General features: G+C 49.0%; 11 protein-coding genes and 1 pseudogene. 7 read left to right on the top strand and 5 right to left on the bottom strand.

The features are described 5' to 3' along the window. The first annotated feature begins 119 nt into the window (after nucleotides 1–119). Complete coding sequence (locus NA330_RS03815; protein ID WP_001134264.1) at nucleotides 120–1,541, top strand: APC family permease; 1,422 nt, start codon at nucleotides 120–122, stop codon at nucleotides 1,539–1,541. Between the two features lie 292 nt (nucleotides 1,542–1,833). Here the strand turns inward: NA330_RS03815 and pflA are convergent, their stop codons facing one another. Beyond that, nucleotides 1,834–2,631 carry a pyruvate formate lyase 1-activating protein gene (pflA, locus tag NA330_RS03810; protein ID WP_000067928.1) on the bottom strand — a complete coding sequence of 266 codons (798 nt, stop codon included), beginning with the start codon at nucleotides 2,629–2,631 and terminating at the stop codon, nucleotides 1,834–1,836. Nucleotides 2,632–2,749: 118 nt separating this feature from the next. Next, nucleotides 2,750–3,086, bottom strand: a pseudogene (locus tag NA330_RS03805) (cytoplasmic protein). A gap of 130 nt (nucleotides 3,087–3,216) precedes the next feature. Between NA330_RS03805 and sopD2 the strand changes: the two are divergent. Then, nucleotides 3,217–4,176, top strand: coding sequence for a type III secretion system effector SopD2 (gene sopD2, locus NA330_RS03800; protein WP_023242436.1), 960 nt, complete (start codon nucleotides 3,217–3,219; stop codon nucleotides 4,174–4,176). Between the two features lie 71 nt (nucleotides 4,177–4,247). On the opposite strand, the gene pflB is transcribed toward sopD2, so the two are convergent. The 3 genes from pflB to ycaO form a co-directional block, all read right to left on the bottom strand. Then, complete coding sequence (pflB, locus tag NA330_RS03795) at nucleotides 4,248–6,530, bottom strand: formate C-acetyltransferase (RefSeq protein WP_001292799.1); 2,283 nt, start codon at nucleotides 6,528–6,530, stop codon at nucleotides 4,248–4,250. A gap of 59 nt (nucleotides 6,531–6,589) precedes the next feature. Continuing rightward, nucleotides 6,590–7,447 carry a formate transporter FocA gene (focA, locus tag NA330_RS03790; protein WP_023242435.1) on the bottom strand — a complete coding sequence of 286 codons (858 nt, stop codon included), beginning with the start codon at nucleotides 7,445–7,447 and terminating at the stop codon, nucleotides 6,590–6,592. 404 nt (nucleotides 7,448–7,851) lie between these two features. Next, nucleotides 7,852–9,612, bottom strand: coding sequence for a 30S ribosomal protein S12 methylthiotransferase accessory factor YcaO (gene ycaO, locus NA330_RS03785; protein WP_023242434.1), 1,761 nt, complete (start codon nucleotides 9,610–9,612; stop codon nucleotides 7,852–7,854). A gap of 136 nt (nucleotides 9,613–9,748) precedes the next feature. On the opposite strand from ycaO, the gene NA330_RS03780 reads away from it, so the two are divergent. From NA330_RS03780 to cmk, 5 genes are all read left to right on the top strand, one after another. Then, a complete protein-coding gene (locus NA330_RS03780) occupies nucleotides 9,749–10,441 on the top strand; it encodes a DUF421 domain-containing protein (RefSeq protein WP_000642868.1) in 693 nt (230 codons plus the stop codon). A 185-nt stretch (nucleotides 10,442–10,626) separates the two neighbouring features. Then, nucleotides 10,627–11,715 (top strand): 3-phosphoserine/phosphohydroxythreonine transaminase, encoded by a 1,089-nt coding sequence (gene serC / locus NA330_RS03775; protein WP_000079590.1) that lies wholly within the window; start codon nucleotides 10,627–10,629, stop codon nucleotides 11,713–11,715. A 70-nt stretch (nucleotides 11,716–11,785) separates the two neighbouring features. Further along, on the top strand, nucleotides 11,786–13,069 hold the full coding sequence (gene aroA, locus NA330_RS03770) for a 3-phosphoshikimate 1-carboxyvinyltransferase (protein WP_023242433.1): 1,284 nt from the start codon (nucleotides 11,786–11,788) through the stop codon (nucleotides 13,067–13,069). A 142-nt stretch (nucleotides 13,070–13,211) separates the two neighbouring features. Continuing rightward, nucleotides 13,212–13,973, top strand: coding sequence for a M48 family metallopeptidase (locus NA330_RS03765; protein ID WP_000792301.1), 762 nt, complete (start codon nucleotides 13,212–13,214; stop codon nucleotides 13,971–13,973). A gap of 172 nt (nucleotides 13,974–14,145) precedes the next feature. Next, nucleotides 14,146–14,829: a (d)CMP kinase gene (cmk, locus tag NA330_RS03760; RefSeq protein WP_000125007.1), complete on the top strand. Its 684-nt coding sequence runs from the start codon at nucleotides 14,146–14,148 to the stop codon at nucleotides 14,827–14,829. The last annotated feature ends 49 nt before the right edge of the window (nucleotides 14,830–14,878 follow it).

Raw genomic sequence — 14,878 nt, 5'->3', positions numbered from 1 at the left:
AAATAAAATGTGCCGAAGGTTATAATTTTGCGCTCCTCTATTTTCTCTCTTCGTCTTTACCGCGCATAATTCCCCGCTTCATTTATAGTAATAGCATTGTGTTCACGAAGGATCACGTTATGCCGAATGTGCAGGAAAAACAGTTGCGATGGTACAACATCGCCCTGATGTCGTTTATTACCGTTTGGGGATTCGGCAATGTTGTCAATAACTATGCTAACCAGGGGTTAGTGGTTGTCTTCTCCTGGGTGTTTATTTTTGCGCTCTATTTTATTCCTTATGCCTTAATCGTGGGGCAACTGGGCTCAACCTTCAAAGAGGGAAAAGGGGGCGTCAGTACCTGGATTAAGCATACGATGGGGCCGGGGTTGGCTTACCTTGCGGCATGGACGTATTGGGTCGTGCATATTCCCTACCTGGCGCAAAAGCCGCAGGCGATACTCATTGCATTGGGATGGGCTTTAAAAGGCGACGGCTCGTTGATAAAAGAATATACCGTCGTTGCCTTGCAGGGGCTGACGCTGGCATTGTTTGTTTTCTTTATGTGGGTTGCTTCCCGGGGGATGAAATCGCTAAAGGTTGTTGGATCTGTGGCCGGAATTGCCATGTTTATCATGTCAATTTTATATGTTGTGATGGCAGTGACCGCGCCAGCAATTACAAACGTTGAAATTGCGACCACTAACATCACCTGGCAGTCATTTATTCCTCATATCGATTTTACCTATATCACCACCATCTCTATGTTGGTCTTTGCGGTTGGTGGGGCAGAGAAGATCTCGCCTTACGTTAACCAGACGCGGAATCCAGGAAAAGAATTTCCTAAGGGGATGCTCTTTTTAGCCGTCATGGTTGCGGTCTGCGCTATCCTCGGTTCGTTGGCGATGGGAATGATGTTTGATTCCCGGCATATACCTGACGATTTAATGACCAATGGGCAATATTATGCATTCCAGAAATTGGGTGAGTATTACCATATGGGTAATTCATTAATGGTGATTTATGCCATTGCCAATACTCTGGGGCAAATCGCCGCGCTGGTGTTTTCTATTGATGCGCCACTGAAAGTCTTACTGGGTGATGCAGACAGTAAATATATCCCGCAGCGCTTATGTCGTACTAACGCTTCAGGTACGCCAGTTAACGGTTATTTGCTGACATTAGTGTTGGTCGCTATCTTGATTATGTTGCCAACGCTTGGCATCGGCGATATGAACAACCTGTACAAATGGCTGCTTAATCTCAACTCAGTTGTTATGCCGCTGCGCTATCTGTGGGTATTTGTCGCCTTTATTGCCGTCATTCGACTGGCGCAAAAGTACAAACCCGAATATGTGTTTATTCGCAACCGGGCGTTGGCGTTAACTGTGGGGATATGGTGTTTTGCCTTCACCGCGTTTGCCTGCCTTACCGGTATTTTCCCCAAAATGGAGGCGTTCACACCGGAGTGGACATTCCAGCTGACGTTGAACATCGTGACGCCTTTTGTCCTGGTCGGGTTGGGATTAATTTTCCCACTGCTGGCGCGTAGAAACACATAACGACGCTCTTTTCCACGGCGCTCCTGCCAGGCGAGCGCCTTTTAAGATTACAGGTGCCTGGGTTCCAGGCGGAGACCACGGTATTAACAGGCGCCGGGGGCAGCAATAGTTGTCAGACCCTCAACCCAGCAGCAGATAAGCGACTCTGTATTTAATACCTGGTAAGCGCAATATTGTTAACCAGGCCTGTCTGACGGCGGGGTCGGGTATTTTAGCGGTAAGAGCGTTACCCAGACAGCAAAACGGCTACCGTCATGGGTAGCCGTTTAAAAGCGGATAAGATAGCAGGCGATTAATACATCACTTTATGACCATACTGCTCAAGAATACCCTTTACACGCTCCATGGTCTCTTTTTTAGGCGGCTTTACGCCATCCAGTTTATATTCTTCGCCCATTGCCACCCATTTATGTTTGCCCAGCTCATGATAGGGCAGCAGTTCGATTTTTTCGACATTACCCATATCGCGGGTAAACTCGCCCAGGCGATGCGCGGAATCATCGTCGTCAGACCAGCCGGGAACGACAACGTAACGGATCCAGACCTTCACATTTTTCTTTGATAAATACTGCGCGAATTCCAGCGTCCGGTGATTAGAGACACCGACCAGATTCTGGTGGATCTCATCATTCATCTGCTTGAGATCGAGCATCACCAGATCGGTAACGTCCAACAGTTCATCAATCACCGGGTCATAACGGCGCACAAAGCCGTTGGTGTCGAGACAGGTGTGGATACCTTCTTTTTTACAGGCGCGAAACCAGTCGCGTACAAATTCTGCCTGCAAAATGGCCTCGCCGCCGGATGCCGTCACGCCGCCGCCAGAAGCATTCATAAAATGCCGATAGGTCACCACCTCTTTCATTAAGTCTTCAACGGTGATTTCTTTACCGCCATGCGTATCCCATGTGTCGCGGTTATGGCAATACAGGCAGCGCATCAGGCAGCCCTGGAAAAAGGTAATAAAGCGGATGCCTGGGCCATCAACGGTGCCACAGGACTCAAAGGAGTGAATGCGACCAATAACCGGCTTTTTATCAGCAGTTACTGCAACGCTTTCATTTGTAATACAATCGGTTAAGTTACTCATATCGCTTCGGCTAGCTCTAAATAACATGGGGTTTATGGACACATTCCGGGCATGTTGAGCACCCTGGTAAGGGGGTTGCATCCTGTAAAAAAGCGGTACTGCGAGCGTAAATTTTGGACTACAGAATGTGTGGCTGTTCCAGAATGTGCTGCAATGGAGCTATTTTACCTCTATTCAGTATAAAATATACGGCAAATCTATGCTGCATAACTCGCACCGCCAGAAATTCTGGCTCATTCATCAGCCCGGTACCTCTGTTTAACGCCCAAACCGCAATACATACTGCAAGTGTATCATCCATAGCGCCCTGGTTTTGCTGTTTATGATCCGCCTCTTTTTTCAAATGATTGGCGCCGTTTTGTTGTGGTCAGAACGAAAATAATTCTCAACATAATTCAGATGTGTCCAAAGAACGTTATGCCTGTCCAGTGCCTGGCGTCGCATTCAACGTGCAATCAGGTGTAAATCTGATGTTATTTCTAAACCCGGACTGATTCAATCTCTTAAATAGAGTGTGGTTTTAATCAAAAAATGAGAGCAACGGATTAAATTTTGCTTTCGCGGTAAATAATCAAGGGAGTTATTATGCCAGTTACGTTAAGTTTTGGTAATCGTCATAACTATGAAGTTAATGCTTCACGGCTAGCCCGTTTGATGAGTCCTGATAAAGAAGAAGCGCTATACATGGGGTTATGGGATAGATTTAAGGACTACTTCAGAACACACAAAAAAAGAGAGGCGCTGGAGGTATTATATACACTCATCCATGGATGTGAACGTGAAAATCAAGCTGAACTTAATGTTGATACAATCGGCATGGAGAAGATATATGCCTTTGCACAATTAAAACAATATGCTAATCCATCTCAACAAGACCGCTTTGTTATGCGTTTTGATATGAATCAGACACAAGTTTTATTTGAGATTGATGGCAGGGTTATTGATAAATGTAATTTGCATCGTATCCTCAACGTTTCAGAAAACTGTATTTTTAAAGTGATGGAAGAAGATGAGGAAGAGTTGTTTTTTAAAGCATGTATTAAGTATGGAGAAAAAATTGCTTGCTATCCAGAATTATTAGAAAACTTTGCTTTTAACCTTAGGCAGAAAGTTAATGAGGATGATGAAATTAGGGATGAAGTTTATAAGCTTATGCGATCTGGAGAAAATAGAAAAATGGCATGTGTTGAATGGAATGGTACGCTTACTGAGGATGAGATGGATAAACTACGTTGTCTTCAAATGGGGTCTTTTGAGATTTCTACCCAATTTTGTAAAATAGGTTACTGGGAATTAGAGGGAGAAGTCCTGTTTGATATGGTTCATCCAACACTTATCTATCTGCTACATGGATATATACCGTCATTGTCATGTGATTTTACAGAAGCTAACACCATGCTGTTTTCTGATGCATTAAATAAGGATTATGAGGAGTATCAAAATAATAAAAGAGAAATTGATGCTATTCTGAGAAGAATATATAGATCACATAATAACACTTTATTTATAAGTAAAAATTCTGGTTGTCGAAATATGCTTTTATAAAAATTAAAAAGGCCCCACTGATATGGAGCCTTTTTTGTACGCTTTTTATGGCGTAATTTCAGTCAAACCCATTACATGGTCTGCGTGAAGGTACGAGTAATAACGTCCTGCTGCTGTTCTTTCGTCAGGGAGTTAAAACGTACTGCGTAACCAGATACACGGATGGTCAGCTGCGGATATTTTTCCGGATGTTCCATCGCGTCCAGCAACATTTCACGGTTCATGACGTTGACGTTCAGGTGCTGACCGCCTTCGATGGACGCTTCGTGGTGGAAGTAACCATCCATCAGACCTGCCAGGTTAGTCTTACGAACTTCGTCGTCTTTACCCAGTGCGTTCGGAACGATAGAGAAGGTATAAGAAATACCATCTTTCGCGTAAGCAAACGGCAGTTTAGCAACGGAGGTCAGAGAAGCGACAGCGCCTTTCTGGTCACGACCGTGCATCGGGTTAGCACCTGGTCCGAACGGCGCGCCAGCACGACGACCATCCGGGGTGTTACCAGTTTTCTTACCATACACAACGTTAGAAGTGATGGTCAGAACAGACTGCGTCGGGATAGCGCCACGGTAGGTGGTCAGTTTCTGAATTTTCTTCATGAAACGTTCTACCAGGTCAACCGCCATGTCATCTACACGAGCGTCGTTGTTACCAAACTGCGGGTATTCGCCTTCGATTTCGAAGTCGATAGCCAGACCATCTTCGTCACGAATCGGTTTAACTTTCGCATATTTGATGGCAGACAGGGAGTCAGCCGCAACGGACAGACCTGCGATACCACACGCCATGGTGCGGATAACGTCACGGTCGTGCAACGCCATCAGAGAGGCTTCGTAGCTGTACTTGTCGTGCATGTAGTGGATAACGTTCAGCGCGGTGACATACTGTTTAGCCAGCCAGTCCATGAAGTGATCCATGCGATCCATCACTTCGTCGAAGTTCAGAACATCGCCTTTGATCGGTTCGGATTTCGGACCAACCTGCATTTTCAGTTTTTCATCAACGCCGCCGTTGATTGCGTACAGCATGGTTTTCGCCAGGTTTGCACGCGCGCCGAAGAACTGCATTTGTTTACCAACGATCATCGGGCTTACGCAGCATGCGATAGCGTAGTCATCGTTGTTGAAGTCCGGACGCATCAGGTCATCGTTCTCGTACTGCAGAGAAGAAGTGTCGATGGAGACTTTAGCGGCGAATTTCTTGAAGTTCAGCGGCAGTTTTTCAGACCACAGAACGGTGATGTTCGGCTCCGGAGACGGCCCCATGGTGTACAGGGTGTTCAGGAAGCGGAAGCTGTTTTTGGTGACCAAAGTACGGCCATCAACGCCCATACCACCGATAGATTCGGTTGCCCAAATCGGGTCGCCGGAGAACAGTTCATCATATTCAGGAGTACGCAGGAAGCGAACCATACGCAGTTTCATGACCAGGTGGTCAATCATTTCCTGTGCGTCTTGCTCGGTGATTTTGCCTGCTTTCAGGTCACGTTCGATGTACGCATCCAGGAAGGTGGATACACGACCGAAGGACATTGCTGCGCCGTTCTGAGATTTAACCGCAGCCAGGTAACCGAAGTAAGTCCACTGGATTGCTTCCTGAGCGTTAGTCGCCGGACCAGAGATATCGCAGCCGTATTTAGCCGCCATTTCTTTGATCTGACCCAGAGCGCGGTGCTGTTCAGCGATTTCTTCACGCAGACGGATAGTCGCTTCCAGATTTACGCCGTTTTCCAGATCGGATTGCAGAGACGTAAACTGCGCGAATTTGTCTTTCATCAGGTAGTCGATACCGTACAGCGCTACGCGACGGTAGTCACCGATGATACGACCACGGCCATACGCATCCGGCAGACCGGTCAGAACGCCGGATTTACGGCAACGCAGGATGTCCGGAGTATAAACGTCGAATACGCCCTGGTTGTGGGTCTTACGGTATTCGGTGAAGATTTTTTTGATCATTGGGTCCAGCTCGCGATTGTACGCTTTGCAGGAACCTTCAACCATTTTGATGCCGCCGAACGGGATAATCGCACGCTTCAGCGGAGCTTCAGTCTGCAGACCAACAATTTTCTCAAGCGCTTTGTTGATGTAGCCAGCGTCGTGAGAAGTGATGGTGGAAGCAACGGAGGTGTCAAAGTCAACAGGCGCGTGAGTGCGGTTTTCCTGTTTAACGCCTTCCATTACGCTGTCCCACAGCTTGGTGGTCGCGTCAGTAGCGCCAGCCAGGAAGGACTCGTCACCCTCATACGGAGTGTAGTTTTTCTGAATGAAGTCACGGACGTTTACTTCATTCTGCCAGTCACCTTTGGTAAAACCTTCCCAGGCTGTGGCTAACTTTTCATTAAGCTCGGACATGTAACACCTACCTTCTTAAGTGGATTTTTTATTTACTGCGTGTAATGGGCATCAACAGATTAATGATGCTCGTTACCACGCAGGTAAATGACCCAGTATGTCAACCCGACCAACAAACCGCCGCCGATAATATTACCGATCGTGACCGGAATCAGGTTATCAGTGATGAAGCTCATCACGGTCAGGTGAGAAAAACTTTCCGGAGACGAACCAACCGCGGTCCAAAACTCCGGTGTAGCAAAATCGCGTATTACAATACCCATAGGAATCATAAACATGTTTGCGATACTGTGCTCAAAACCGCTGGCGACAAACATGGCGACGGGCAGTACCATGATGAACGCTTTGTCCATCAGGCTACGACCTGAGTAGCTCATCCACACGGCCAGACAAACCATCAGGTTCGCCAGAATACCGAGGCAGACAGCTTCAATAAAAGTGTGGTGCATTTTGTGGTCGGCGGTTTGCAGGACGTTAAGTCCCCATTGACCGTTGGCAGTCATATACTCGCCGGAAAGCCACATCAGTAACACGAAAAGCAGAGCGCCAATCAGGTTACCAAAATAGACGTTTAACCAGTTTTTAGCCAGTTGCCCCCAGGTGATGCGACCGCTAGCTTTAGCTACAACGATCAGAACAGTAGAGGTGAAAAGATCAGCGCCGCAAATAACACAGAGAATCAGTCCCAAAGAGAAACAGATACCCCCGATAAGTTTCGCCATACCATAAGGCATCGCGCCAGTATCGGTTGTCGCAGTAATATAAAAAACAAAGGCAATTGAAATGAATACGCCGGCGGTAATCGCCAGATAGAAAGTCTTAAGCGGATGTTTCGTTGCTTTATAGACGCCTGCTTCTTCAGCCACTTTGGCCATTGCTGCAGGGAGTAAAAGGTCAAAAGGGTTGTCAGCTTTCACACTAACTCTCTCTTTATTAAGTCGGCGACGAGATACTAACAAAGCATTATAGATGAGAATTTGATATAGATCATATCTCGCCTGGCTTATAGGCCCGTAAGTCGCATGGCTTTTATGCAATTACGGTGTAACTTTTTGATTATCCTAATAAAAATAAATTTTAAAAATTATAAATAGAGTTGAATTTTTTCCTGGCTCCTCCTGCTGCACGGTTAATTAATATGGAGTAATCAACAAATAAAGTAACATCACTATGTCAATTAATTTAATGTCAACAACCAATATTTAACCTTGTTATTACATTTTTCGCCGTTTAGTGAAAATAAATAAAACGGGGCCGCAAAGGCGCCCCGTAATATAACGCAGCCGAGAGGGTAAACCTACCCTAAGTCACTCATATGGCCTTATTTTGACCAGTATGCCGCTTTCGCGCGCTGTAATTTATCATACGCTTTTAACAAGGACTGATGCGCCGGGAACGCTTGTAGATCGTGGTCGACAGCCGGTAGTCCATAAAAAGCCGCTTCACCGCTAAGCGCGGCGCTGGCGGCTTCTACAGCCTCTGCGCCATACATTTTTATAAAAGCATTGAGATATTGCAGTGGCTGACGCGCATCTTCTTGCGACAGGAGCAGCAGCGTTTGCAGGCAACGGTAATAGTTTGCGCGTGCCGGACTAAAGACCGACGAATTGAACTCCATCGTCCATTCTGTCCAGATTAGCGCCTGCTCCAAATCGCCGCCCGCTAACGCTAGCATTGCTTTTAATTCGCCAACGCGCAGTGTATACCAACCATTGTCCGCTCCGGTCGCCAGACCCAACAGTTCACGCACGCGGGTGAAATCGTCAAAACCTTCTTCATCCAATTGTTCAATCAGATTGAGATAGTCTTCTTTATTCCAGGCGCTACCGGGCAGCGAAAGCAGAGTCTCACGAAGATGGCTACCCATATTGTTGTTGGCCAGCCACAGATCTTCGGCAGGATAAATATCAGACATTCCCGGTACGATAATACGACAGGCGTATACGCCGAGATGCTCGTAATCGGCAATGTAAACTTCTTTATCTTCAGCAGCAAAGATAGCCATCAGCGTGGCGAATTCTTCTTCGGTAGTGCCGGAAAAACTCCAGTCCGTGAATGGGTAATCGGCGTCCTGTTTGAACAGATCCCAGGAAATCAGGCCGCTGGAGTCGATGAAGTGGGTCTCCAGATTAGTGTGCTCCGCGACTTCTTCATCATCGAACGTTGGCGGGGTGAAGACATCAAGATCTTTCAGACCGCGTCCCTGGAGTAGCTCGGTCACTGTACGTTCCAGCGCAACGCCAAAGTCAGGATGGGCTCCAAAAGAAGCAAAGCAGGTACCGTTAGCCGGGTTGAACAGCACGACGCAGATAACCGGATACTTACCGCCCAGCGAGCCGTCATAGGCGAAAATCGGGAAACCCTCGGCTTCCAGCGTGGCGATTGACTCCATTACCGCCGGATAACGCGCCATCACCTCTGCGGAAATCTCAGGCAGACTGATACTTTCCGCAATAATACGATTTTTCACATAACGCTCGAAGACTTCCGACAGTCCCTGAACGCGGGCTTCATTACGCGTATTGCCGGCGGACATTCCGTTAGAGACGTACAGGTTGCCGATGATATTCATCGGAATATACACGGTCTGGTTATCGGACTGACGGGTAAATGGCAGGCCGCAGACGCCGCGTGCTTCATTGCCGGACTGAAGATCAATTAACTGGCTTCCGGTGAGTTCATTTTCCGGATCGTAAAACGCGCGCAGACGGGCATCAAGCAAGCCTTCCGGTACGTCGTCATTTTCAGTCAGCGGGAACCACTTTTCATTCGGATAATGCACGAATGGCCCGTTGGCGACCGTTTCGCCAAGCCAGAAATCAGCAAAGAAGTAGTTGGTTGACAGACGCTCGAAGTATTCGCCTAGCGCCGAGGCCAGCGCCGCTTTTTTGGTCGCGCCTTTTCCGTTGGTAAAGCATAACGCGCACTCTTTATCGCGAATATGCACTGACCAGACGTTTGGCACCGGGTTCAGCCAGGAGGCCTCTTCGATGTGAAAGCCGAGGTCGAGTAACTTTTGCTGGAAGCGGGCGATGGAGTCTTCCAGCGCGGCGTCTTTGCCGGGAATAAATGTTTGCGTCATGAAAATCACTTTTGTCGTACGGAAAGCGCGCAATGATACGGGTTTTATGTGACGGGCGCTATCTCGCCGGGACATCGGCGGAAATAAAAGTATTGGCTATGCTTTTACACTGGAATTCACAGGAAGAGCATAAAAAATGAAAGCATTTGATTTGCAACGAATGGCGCTGGATAACGTGCCGGTAGCGTTTTTGGGGGAAGTGGCGCTGCGTAGCTTTTACACCTTTGTTCTGGTGTTTCTTTTCTTAAAGGTGACAGGACGACGCGGCGTACGGCAAATGTCGCTTTTTGAAGTGCTGATCATTTTGACATTGGGGTCGGCGGCAGGCGACGTCGCGTTTTATGATGACGTTCCGATGCTCCCTGTTCTGGTGGTATTCATCACCCTGGCGCTGCTCTATCGCCTGGTCATGTGGCTGATGGCGCATAGTGAAAAGTTGGAAGATCTGCTGGAAGGCAAGTCGGTGGTCATTGTTGAAGACGGCGAACTGGCGTGGGAAAAACTGCAGCGCTCAAACATGACGGAGTTTGAGTTTTTTATGGAGCTTCGCTTGAATGGCGTTGAGCAACTGGGGCAGGTCAGACTGGCCATTCTGGAGACAAACGGACAAATCAGCGTCTATTTCTTTGAAAATAAAGACGTTAAGCCGGGGTTAAGCATTCTTCCTGAGCACTGTACGCCACGCTTTATCGTGGCGCCGGAGGCTGGCGACTATGCCTGCGTACGTTGCAGTGAAGTGATACGCATGAATGTCGGGGAGAAGCAATTATGTCCGCGCTGCGCAAATCCAGAATGGACGAAGGCAAGCCGGGCTAAACGCGTTGTTTAACAGCGAAAATATCGGATTTATACGGTTAATCCGGAAGATTCTGTTGTGTGACGCATGCCGCATTTTCTCCTCGCATTGTTTTACCCATTGCGGCGCGTGTCACTGAATGATAAAACCGATATTCACATGAATAACGTTTGCCTGATGTCTGTCAGGCAGGAAACAATGCAGCGTGGTGAGGGGAAATGGCTCAGGTCTTTAATTTTAGTTCAGGTCCGGCGATGCTACCGGCGGAAGTACTTAAACTGGCGCAACAGGAACTGCGTGACTGGCACGGTCTTGGTACGTCGGTAATGGAAATTAGCCATCGAGGCAAAGAGTTTATCCAGGTCGCTGAAGAGGCGGAGCAGGATTTTCGCGATCTCCTTAATATCCCCTCCAACTATAAAGTTTTATTTTGTCACGGCGGCGGTCGCGGGCAGTTTGCTGGCGTGCCGCTCAATCTGCTGGGCGATAAAACCACGGCGGATTATGTCGATGCCGGTTACTGGGCGGCGAGCGCCATCAAAGAAGCCAAAAAATACTGTGCGCCGCAGATTATCGACGCCAAAATCACCGTTGACGGCAAACGTGCCGTAAAACCGATGCGCGAGTGGCAGCTTTCCGATAACGCCGCTTATTTACACTATTGCCCGAATGAGACCATTGACGGCATCGCCATCGATGAAACGCCTGATTTTGGTCCGGAGGTGGTCGTCACGGCGGACTTTTCTTCTACCATCCTGTCTGCGCCGCTGGATGTCTCTCGCTATGGCGTAATTTATGCTGGCGCGCAGAAGAATATCGGTCCGGCAGGACTGACGCTGGTTATCGTCCGGGAGGATCTGTTAGGCAAGGCGCATGAGAGCTGCCCGTCCATCCTCGACTACACCGTCCTGAATGATAACGACTCGATGTTTAATACGCCGCCGACTTTCGCCTGGTATCTTTCCGGTCTGGTGTTCAAATGGTTGAAAGCGCAGGGCGGCGTGGCGGCGATGCACAAAATCAATCAGCAAAAAGCGGAGTTGCTGTACGGTGTGATTGATAACAGCGATTTCTACCGTAACGATGTCGCACAGGCCAACCGTTCGCGGATGAACGTTCCGTTCCAGCTAGCGGACAATGCGCTGGACAAGGTCTTTCTGGAAGAGTCTTTCGCCGCCGGTCTGCACGCCTTAAAAGGGCACCGTGTTGTTGGCGGGATGCGCGCCTCTATCTATAACGCCATGCCGATTGAAGGGGTAAAAGCGCTAACCGATTTCATGATCGATTTTGAGCGTCGCCACGGCTAATACGTTTCTTTTTTCATCCCCACGGCCAGTCTGTGGGGTTTTTATTTCTGTTTTTTGAGAGTTGAGTTTCATGGAATCCCTGACGTTACAACCCATCGCGCGGGTCGATGGCGCCATTAATTTACCTGGCTCCAAAAGTGTTTCAAACCGTGCTTTGCTCCTGGCGGCTTTAGCTTGTGGTAAAACCGTTCTGACGAATCTGCTGGATAGCGATGACGTCCGCCATATGCTCAATGCCCTGAGCGCGTTGGGGATCAATTACACCCTTTCTGCCGATCGCACCCGCTGTGATATCACGGGTAATGGCGGCCCATTACGCGCGTCAGGCGCTCTGGAACTGTTTCTCGGTAATGCCGGAACCGCGATGCGTCCGTTAGCGGCAGCGCTATGTCTGGGGCAAAATGAGATAGTGTTAACCGGCGAACCGCGTATGAAAGAGCGTCCGATAGGCCATCTGGTCGATTCGCTGCGTCAGGGTGGGGCGAATATTGATTACCTGGAGCAGGAAAACTATCCGCCCCTGCGTCTGCGCGGCGGTTTTACCGGCGGCGACATTGAGGTTGATGGTAGCGTTTCCAGCCAGTTCCTGACCGCTCTGCTGATGACGGCGCCGCTGGCGCCTAAAGACACAATTATTCGCGTTAAAGGCGAACTGGTATCAAAACCTTACATCGATATCACGCTAAATTTAATGAAAACCTTTGGCGTGGAGATAGCGAACCACCACTACCAACAATTTGTCGTGAAGGGAGGTCAACAGTATCACTCTCCAGGTCGCTATCTGGTCGAGGGCGATGCCTCGTCAGCGTCCTATTTTCTCGCCGCCGGGGCGATAAAAGGCGGCACGGTAAAGGTGACCGGAATTGGCCGCAAAAGTATGCAGGGCGATATTCGTTTTGCCGATGTGCTGGAGAAAATGGGCGCGACCATTACCTGGGGCGATGATTTTATTGCCTGCACGCGCGGCGAATTGCACGCCATAGATATGGATATGAACCATATTCCGGATGCGGCGATGACGATTGCCACCACGGCGTTGTTTGCGAAAGGAACCACGACGTTGCGCAATATTTATAACTGGCGAGTGAAAGAAACCGATCGCCTGTTCGCGATGGCGACCGAGCTACGTAAAGTGGGCGCTGAAGTCGAAGAAGGGCACGACTATATTCGTATCACGCCGCCGGCGAAGCTCCAACACGCGGATATTGGCACGTACAACGACCACCGTATGGCGATGTGTTTCTCACTGGTCGCACTGTCCGATACGCCAGTCACGATCCTGGACCCTAAATGTACTGCAAAAACGTTCCCTGATTATTTCGAACAACTGGCGCGAATGAGTACGCCTGCCTAAGTCTTCTGTTGCGCCAGTCGACGGGCTGGCGCGCCGAGTCCGTATTCGCACTATTTTTATAATTATGACTAATGCTAATTTGTTGATGATTTAACACATTGATTTATGTGTTTTTTATAATAGTTATCAACGGAAGATTAGTATGAAAAATAAATCATTATTACTGGCGGTGGCGATTTCCGCTACGCTACTGGCAGGATGTAAAAATGGCGTGAATGGCAATTTAATCGCCAGTTCCGGCATGTCAGCCTACAAAGCCGCCACACTGTCCGATGCGGATGTTAAAGCATTATCTAATAATGCCTGTAAACAAATGGACAGCGAGAATCAACTGGCAGGTTCGAAAAGCAAATACACCAAACGTCTGAGCAAAATCGCCAAAGCGCTGGGTAACAACATTGACGGTACGCCGGTTAGCTATAAAGTCTATATGACCAGCGATATCAACGCATGGGCGATGGCGAACGGTTGCGTTCGCGTATACTCCGGCCTGATGGATCTGATGACCGATAATGAAATTGAAGGCGTACTGGGCCATGAACTGGGCCATGTCTCTTTAGGGCACTCCCGCAAGGCAATGCAGACCGCCTATGCCACGCTGGCGGCTCGCGATGCGATTTCCGCCACCAGCGGCGTCGCAGCGCAGCTTTCCCAGTCTCAATTGGGCGATCTGGCGGAAGGCGTCATCAATTCGGCGTTTTCTCGCAGTCAGGAGTCGGATGCGGATGACTTCTCTTACGATCTGCTGAAAAAACGTGGGATTAACACCCAGGGCTTAGTCACGGCATTCGATAAATTCGCCACAATGGACGCAGGTCATGCAAAATCATTGATGGACTCCCACCCGGCCTCAGCCGATCGCGCGCAGCATATGCGCGACAGAATTGCCGAAGATAAAAAGTAAATCATTGTCATCTTCCGGGCTGGTTTCTCGCCGGCCCGCTATAATTGCGCAATTATTCCGCATCTGATTACAGACAAAACTGGTTTTTGCACGCAACGTTAACGGTCGCGAGCGTTGGCGCGTATAATGCGCGGCGTTTACGTTAACGGTACGCCTGTTTAAGGAGATAAAGATGACGGCAATTGCCCCGGTAATAACCATTGATGGCCCAAGCGGTGCAGGTAAAGGCACCTTGTGCAAAGCAATGGCGGAAGCATTGCAATGGCATCTGCTGGATTCCGGCGCGATATACCGCGTACTGGCGCTGGCGGCATTGCACCACCATGTCGATCTTGCCTCTGAAGATGCGCTGGTGCCGCTGGCGTCCCATCTGGACGTGCGTTTCGTCTCAACGGACGGCAACCTGGAAGTTATCCTGGAAGGCGAGGACGTTAGCGGCGAAATCCGTACGCAGGAAGTCGCGAACGCGGCATCCCAGGTGGCGGCATTCCCACGCGTGCGTGAAGCGCTTCTTCGCCGCCAACGTGCATTCCGCGAAGCGCCTGGTTTAATCGCCGATGGACGCGATATGGGGACCGTGGTCTTCCCGGATGCGCCGGTAAAAATTTTCCTTGACGCCTCCTCGGAGGAACGTGCGCATCGACGTATGCTACAGTTGCAGGAGAATGGCTTTAGTGTTAACTTTGAACGCCTTTTGGCCGAGATCAAGGAACGCGACGATCGCGATCGTAATCGCGCTGTAGCGCCGTTAGTTCCTGCTGCTGATGCATTAGTTTTGGATTCTACCCGATTAAGCATTGAGCAAGTGATTGAAAAAGCGTTACAATATGCGCGCCAAAAATTGGCTCTCGCTTAAATGCGACCGAATTTGTAGTACCCCCGTTGCAAAGGATTGACAGCGGGTA

The organism is Salmonella sp. NW722 (assembly GCF_051702785.1).
GTDB classification, from domain to species: Bacteria; Pseudomonadota; Gammaproteobacteria; order Enterobacterales; family Enterobacteriaceae; genus Salmonella; species Salmonella enterica.
Note: the sequence above shows the minus strand (reverse complement) of the source record. Positions and strands in the feature narration are given on the sequence as shown.